The organism is Paenarthrobacter sp. PH39-S1 (assembly GCF_030063245.1).
Taxonomy (GTDB): domain Bacteria; phylum Actinomycetota; class Actinomycetes; order Actinomycetales; family Micrococcaceae; genus Arthrobacter_M.
Genome location: NZ_JASISR010000126.1, coordinates 1 through 630 on the forward strand (window position 1 = coordinate 1; position 630 = coordinate 630).

The 630-nt window shown below is 63.0% G+C and carries 1 pseudogene; it reads left to right on the forward strand.

Features of this window, described 5'->3' with window-relative positions:
* Positions 1-51: 51 nt before the first annotated feature.
* Positions 52-630, forward strand: a pseudogene (locus tag QMG52_RS21810) (helix-turn-helix domain-containing protein); the annotation flags it as partial.

The window sequence follows — 630 nt, forward strand, 5'->3', positions numbered from 1 at the left end:
GGCGGTGTCATACCCTCGAAGCAACACGTTGGTTGAATAGAGGAGCTGCTGGTGGGGCGTAGGCCGTTGTCGTTTTCGGATCGGGCGGACATCGCTGTGGGGATCCTGGCTGGGAGGACGGATCGGCAGATTGGGGCTGATCTTGGCCGGGATCATACGGTCATTTGGCGGGAGCGGCTGCGGAACTCGACGAAGACCCGTGGTTACCGTCCGGTGAGTGCTGACTGTGCTGCGGAGCGCCGGCGCAAGCGTCCACAGGAACGGAAAATTGAGACAGATCCGGTCCTGGCAGCACGGGTGAAGATGGATCTGGCGAGGTCCAGGACGCCGCGGCAAATCGCCGGTCGTTTGCGTTTGGAGGCCACGGACGCCAGCGTTGAGATCATGACGAAATCACCTGACGCGCAGGGCCGGACCGTCTCGCACGAGGCCATCTACCGGTGGATTTATGCCCTGCCCAAGGGAGAGCTGGCGAAGTCGGGGATCCTGCTCCAATCCAAGCGCACACACCGCAAATCCCGCAAGCCGTTGGGCGAGCGGACGGGTGGGCGGATCATCGGCATGGTCAGCATCGATGCCCGGCCAGAAGAAGCCTCGGATCGCCGTGTTCCTGGATCGTGGGAGGGGGAT